This is a genomic window from Streptomyces flavofungini, assembly GCF_041028215.1.
Taxonomy (GTDB): domain Bacteria; phylum Actinomycetota; class Actinomycetes; order Streptomycetales; family Streptomycetaceae; genus Streptomyces; species Streptomyces flavofungini_B.
On record NZ_JASKYR010000714.1, the window covers coordinates 1 to 5,088 of the forward strand.

Here is a 5,088-nt window from a genome sequence, read left to right on the forward strand (position 1 = left end):
ACACCGTGCTCCGTTCCATGGTGTCCAGCTTCCCCGGAACTCCGCACGCGGCGCGAGACGTTTTCGCCGTACGACCGGTACGGTCGGGCTCGCCCGGCCGTCAGACCCCTGGAGCCCCGCCCCATGACCACCGCACCTCCCCGCAGCAGTGACCGGCGGATCAGCCCCGTGTTCCTGGGGATCGCCGCCGTCACGGCCGTCTCCGGCTGGGCCGCCTGGACCGGTTTCGCGGACAATCCCGGGCTCGCCGTCTTCCTCTTCGTGACGGCCGCCTGGATCGTCTCCCTCTGCCTCCATGAGTACGCGCACGCCCGCACGGCCCTGCACAGCGGCGACATCTCGATCGGCGCGAAGGGCTATCTGACCCTCAATCCGCTGAAGTACACGCACGCGCTGCTGAGCATCGTGCTGCCCGTCCTTTTCGTGATCATGGGTGGCATCGGCCTGCCCGGCGGTGCCGTCTTCATCGAGCGGGGCCGCATCCGAGGCCGCTGGCGGCACAGCCTGATCTCGGCGGCGGGCCCGCTGACGAACGTGGCGTTCGCGGTTCTCTGCACGGCGCCCTTCTGGCTGGACGCGCTGGACGGCGTCCCCGCCGCGTTCCGGTACGCGCTGGCCTTCCTCGCCCTGCTCCAGGTGACCGCCGCGATCCTGAACTTCCTGCCCGTCCCCGGCCTCGACGGATACGGAGTGATCGAGCCCTGGCTGTCGTACAGGATCCGCAGGCAGGTCGAGCCGTTCGCGCCCTTCGGGCTCATCGCGGTCTTCGCCGTGCTGTTCATCCCGACGGTCAACGCCGCTTTCTTCGACGCGATCGACGCCGTCCTGCGGGCGCTCGGCGTCGAGGAGTGGGACACGTACTGGGGCCGGGAGCTGTACCGCTTCTGGGAGGGCACGCAGGAGGTGCCGCCGAGGCCGACGTTCTAGACGGGGGCCGCCGACCGGCTACAGGCCCGCCCGCCCGGCGTCGCGCTCGGCCTTGGCGCGGCGCAGGTAGAACCACGCCATGTTCGACGAGAGGCCCGCGAGCAGCACCCAGACGATGCCGAGCCAGCTGCCCTGCGCGAAGGAGATCACGGCCGCGACGACGGCGAGCGCGCAGACCACGAGGGCGTAGAGGGCGAGGCGGGGCATGGGGGTCGGCTCCTGTCGGATGCGGCGCGGCGCGGGCGCCTGAGCTGCTGCGGACGTACGCGTCCAGTGTCCCCCATGCCCGCCCGCGCCCCGCACGGCGGTGGCCGGTCCCGGCGGGCCGTCTCTAGACGTCGGTGATGCGCAGGCCCGCGTGCGCCTTGTAGCGGCGGTTGACGGAGATCAGGTTGGCGACCAGGGACTCCACCTGGTGGGCGTTGCGCAGGCGGCCCGCGAAGACGCCGCGCATGCCGGGGATGCGGGCGGCGAGCGCCTGCACCACGTCGGTGTCGGCGCGCTTCTCGCCGAGGACCATGACGTCGGTGTCGATCTCCTCGACGTCGGGGTTCTGGAGCAGCACCGCCGACAGGTGGTGGAAGGCGGCCGTGACGCGGGACTCCGGCAGCAGGGCGGCGGCCTGCTCGGCGGCGCTGCCCTCCTCGGGCTTGAGGGCGAAGGCGCCCTTCTTGTCGAAGCCGAGCGGGTTCACGCAGTCGACGACGAGCTTGCCCGCAAGCTCCTCGCGCAGCGCTTCGAGGGTCTTGCCGTGGCCCTCCCACGGCACGGCGACGATCACGACGTCGCTGCGCCGCGCGCACTCCGCGTTCTCGGCGCCCTCGACGCCGTGGCCGAGCTCCTCGGCGGCCGTCGCGGCCCGGTCGGCGGCCCGGGAGCCGATGATCACCTTCTGTCCCGCGCGGGCGAGCCGGTAGGCGAGGCCGCGCCCCTGGTCGCCGGTGCCGCCGAGGACACCGACGATCAGTCCGGAGACGTCGGGCAGCTCCCACGGGTCCTTCGCCGGGGCCTTGGCGGGAGCGTTCTGCGCACTGTCTGTAGAGGTCATGGGGTGACCTTACGTTCCGGTCACGCCTGGTTACGCGGTTACGCGAGTTCCGCCAGCGGAATCCGCCGGAACGTGATCGTCTCGTACGCGCTGAAGTCCCCCGTCTCGTAGAGGAGGCCGACGGTGTCCTCGTCGAGGCGCACGAGATCGGAGTACGCGGCGGGCAGTCCGTCGACGGTGTGGGCGCGCCGCCAGGTGGTGCCGGAGTCGCTGCTGCGGCGCACGGTCATCACGGCCCGCGCCCCGGGGTCGGCGGGTCCGGAGAAGAGCAGCACGTCGGGGTCGCGGAGCTGGAGGACGCAGCCCTCGACGACGGGCCCGGCGAGCGTGGCCTGCGGACGGAACGGCTTGACCAGGCGCTGGCCGCCGTCCCGCGAGTAGGCGTCGGCGCGGTTGCCGGGGGCCGGTGAGTCGTTGCGGGTGTTGAGGTAGAGGCGGCCGTCGGGGAGTTCGGCGGCGGTGGTCTCGTTGACGTTGATGTAGCCGTCGGTGTTGTCGTCGGTGTAGCCGATCCGCCAGGTCGCGCCCGCGTCGTCGCTGAGCAGGCAGTGGCCGCCGTTGTACTTGCCCTCGGTGCCGTCGTCCGTGCCGGTGGGCGGCAGGGAGTGGTTGGCGGGGACGACGACGCGGCCGGGGTGGCCGGAGCCCGCGGTGAGCTGGAGGGCGTGGCCCGGCGTGGTGGCGTACCAGCGCCAGCCCGGCTTCTTCACCTGGCCGGTGATCTCGCGCGGTGCGGACCAGGTGAGGCCGTCGTCGTCGCTGTGCTGCACCCAGACGCGGCGCCCGGCGGCGGCGGAGACCGTGCCCCGGCGGATGGCGTCCTCGGTGGCCGCGGCGGCGTTGCGCACCTGGACGAGCAGCACCCGGCCGGTGTCGAGGACGACCGGGGCGGGGTTGCCCGCCAGGTCCTTGCCGTTCTTGCCGACGGCCTGGAGCGGGCCCCAGGTGCGTCCGCCGTCGGTGGAGCGCTTGAGGACGATGTCGATGTCGCCGAAGTCCTCCCGCGATCCCACGCGGCCCTCGCAGAAGGCGAGGACGGTGCCGGGTGCGGTGGTGACGACGGCGGGGATGCGGAAGCTCGCATAGCCCTCGCGCCCGGCCCGGAAGGGAACGGATGTCTCAGCAGTCATCCCCCGGCCTTCCCCACCATGGGGGAATTCCCGGTGAACACCGGGTCACAAGTCGCCTGTTGCGGCAGGATGCGACGCCATGGACGCCGTACGGGTCGCGCTGCTGCGCGAGGTGCTCGCGGGGACCGAGTGGCTCGGCGCCACCCGGCGCTTCGCGGGCACGCTGCGCTCCAGCGTGGTGCCGCACGGCGGCGGGCTGCTGCTCGTGGGCACGGCGGCGTACGAACCGTGGCACCTCGCGGCGCACCTCGTGGACGAGGCCGCCTGGTCGGGCACGCCGGAGCTGACCCCGACACTCGTGCGCCACCGCGTGCTCGCCTCCGACCCCGCGCACCTGTCGACCGGGCTCGGCAGGATCGAGGCCGCCAGACGCGGCGAGACGCTGCTGGTCGTGGCGCCGGACGCGCCGGACGGAAAGCTGCTCACGCGGGTGCACGACGCGCGGCGGGCCGGGGCCACGGTCCTCGCCCTCGGCTCCGGCGACCGCGATCTGGCCGCCCTCGCGCACGATGCCCTCGCCGTGCCGGAGACGCCCGACCTCGACCTCGACACGGTGCAGCACCTGGTGAGCGCGGCGGCCGGGGAGAACGCGCTGCCCGAGGCGCGGGGGCGCCGACGGCTGCGGGACCGCCTCTCGCGCCTCGCGGACCAGCTCACCTCGCCGCCGCCCGCCCGGTGGTAGGACCGGCCGAGGAAATTCGGTTGCCCGGGGTGCCAGCGCCGCTGAGCATGGCTGTTCGTGCCCCTCTCCTCGATACTGCCCGACCTCTCCCCCTGGCGTTCCACCCGCGACTTCCGGCTGCTGTGGGTGCAGGGGCTCGTCACGTACTTCGGCAGTTTCATGGCCATGGTCGCCCTGCCGCTGCAGATCAAGGAGCTGACGGACTCGCCGCTCGCGGTGGGCGCGATGGGCGCGGTCGAACTGGTGCCGCTGATCGTCTTCGGGCTGTACGGAGGCGCGCTCGCCGACGCCGTCGACCGCCGCAAGGTGATCCTCCTGAGCGAGGCGGCCCTGGGTCTGCTGGCCGCGATCCTGCTGGTCAACGCGTTGCTGCCGGAGCCGCTGCTCTGGCCGCTCTATGTCGTGGCGGCCGGTGTCGCCGCGCTCTCCGGCCTTCAGCGGCCCGCGCTGGACTCCCTGATGGCGCGGATCGTGCCGCACGACCAGCTCACGGCCGCCGCCGCGCTGAACTCGCTGCGCTGGAACGTGGGCGCGATCGCGGGACCCTCGCTCGCGGGCCTGGTCGTCGCGTACGCGGGGCACGCGTCGGCGTACGCCGTGACGGTCGTCGGCTTCGCGGTCTCGGTCCTGCTGTGCGTCCGGCTCTCGCCCGCGCCCGCCGCGCACGACGCGGAGAAGCCCTCGCTGCGCGGTCTCGCCGAGGGCGCGCGGTACGCGTGGTCGCGGCCGGTCCTGCTCGGCACGTACGCGATCGACATGGCGGCGATGTTCTTCGCCTTCCCGAACACGATCTTCCCGTTCCTCGCGGACGACCTCGACGCACAGTGGTCGCTCGGGCTGATGTACGCGGCCGGGGCGGTCGGTTCCCTGCTGCTCAGCCTCACCAGCGGATGGACGTCACGGGTCCGGCGGCACGGGCTGCTCGTGGTCTTCGGCGCGGCCGGGTGGGGCCTGGCGATCACGGCGGCGGGCTGGTTCGGCAACGTATGGGCGGTGCTCGGGTGCCTCGCGCTCGCGGGCGCCGGTGACATGCTCAGCGGGCTCGGCCGCTCCACCATCTGGAACCAGACCATCCCCGACGAGCTGCGGGGGCGGCTCGCGGGCATCGAGGTGCTCTCGTACAGCGTGGGCCCGCAGCTCGGCCAGATGCGGGCGGGCGCGACGGCGGGCTGGACCGGGACGCGCCCCGCGATCTGGTCCGGCGGCCTGGCCTGCGTGGCCTCGGTGGCGATCCTCGCGGCGGCGCTGCCCCGCCTGGTCTCCTACGACGCGACGACGGACCCGGACGCGCGGCTGCGCAG

The 5,088-nt window shown here is 73.3% G+C and carries 6 protein-coding genes; 3 read left to right on the top strand and 3 right to left on the bottom strand.

Going from position 1 to position 5,088, the window contains the following annotated elements; translation table 11 throughout:
• Window positions 1-123: 123 nt before the first annotated feature.
• Window positions 124-927 (top strand): site-2 protease family protein, encoded by an 804-nt coding sequence (locus tag AB8Z36_RS33015; RefSeq protein ID WP_369217069.1) that lies wholly within the window; start codon window positions 124-126, stop codon window positions 925-927.
• 18 nt (window positions 928-945) lie between these two features.
• Here the strand turns inward: AB8Z36_RS33015 and AB8Z36_RS33020 are convergent, their stop codons facing one another.
• The 3 genes from AB8Z36_RS33020 to AB8Z36_RS33030 all read right to left on the bottom strand — a co-directional run bounded on the left by AB8Z36_RS33020 (window position 946) and on the right by AB8Z36_RS33030 (window position 3,105).
• On the bottom strand, window positions 946-1,134 hold the full coding sequence (locus AB8Z36_RS33020; RefSeq protein WP_369217070.1) for a hypothetical protein: 189 nt from the start codon (window positions 1,132-1,134) through the stop codon (window positions 946-948).
• A 124-nt stretch (window positions 1,135-1,258) separates the two neighbouring features.
• Window positions 1,259-1,975 (bottom strand): NADPH-dependent F420 reductase, encoded by a 717-nt coding sequence (npdG, locus tag AB8Z36_RS33025; RefSeq protein ID WP_369217071.1) that lies wholly within the window; start codon window positions 1,973-1,975, stop codon window positions 1,259-1,261.
• Window positions 1,976-2,013: 38 nt separating this feature from the next.
• Window positions 2,014-3,105 carry a sialidase family protein gene (locus tag AB8Z36_RS33030; RefSeq protein ID WP_369217072.1) on the bottom strand — a complete coding sequence of 364 codons (1,092 nt, stop codon included), beginning with the start codon at window positions 3,103-3,105 and terminating at the stop codon, window positions 2,014-2,016.
• A 79-nt stretch (window positions 3,106-3,184) separates the two neighbouring features.
• Between AB8Z36_RS33030 and AB8Z36_RS33035 the strand changes: the two genes are divergently transcribed.
• Window positions 3,185-3,787, top strand: coding sequence for a hypothetical protein (locus tag AB8Z36_RS33035; RefSeq protein WP_369217073.1), 603 nt, complete (start codon window positions 3,185-3,187; stop codon window positions 3,785-3,787).
• A gap of 57 nt (window positions 3,788-3,844) precedes the next feature.
• Window positions 3,845-5,088, top strand: a 1,244-nt coding sequence (locus AB8Z36_RS33040; protein ID WP_440582057.1) for an MFS transporter, incomplete at its 3' end; no start/stop codon positions are given.

Coding starts and splice junctions, on each gene's coding strand:
- AB8Z36_RS33020 (WP_369217070.1), bottom strand. CDS start 1,134: ATGCCCCGCCTCGCCCTCTACGCCCTCGTGGTCTGCGCGCTCGCCGTC.
- AB8Z36_RS33015 (WP_369217069.1), top strand. CDS start 124: ATGACCACCGCACCTCCCCGCAGCAGTGACCGGCGGATCAGCCCCGTG.
- AB8Z36_RS33030 (WP_369217072.1), bottom strand. CDS start 3,105: ATGACTGCTGAGACATCCGTTCCCTTCCGGGCCGGGCGCGAGGGCTAT.
- npdG (WP_369217071.1), bottom strand. CDS start 1,975: ATGACCTCTACAGACAGTGCGCAGAACGCTCCCGCCAAGGCCCCGGCG.
- AB8Z36_RS33035 (WP_369217073.1), top strand. CDS start 3,185: ATGGACGCCGTACGGGTCGCGCTGCTGCGCGAGGTGCTCGCGGGGACC.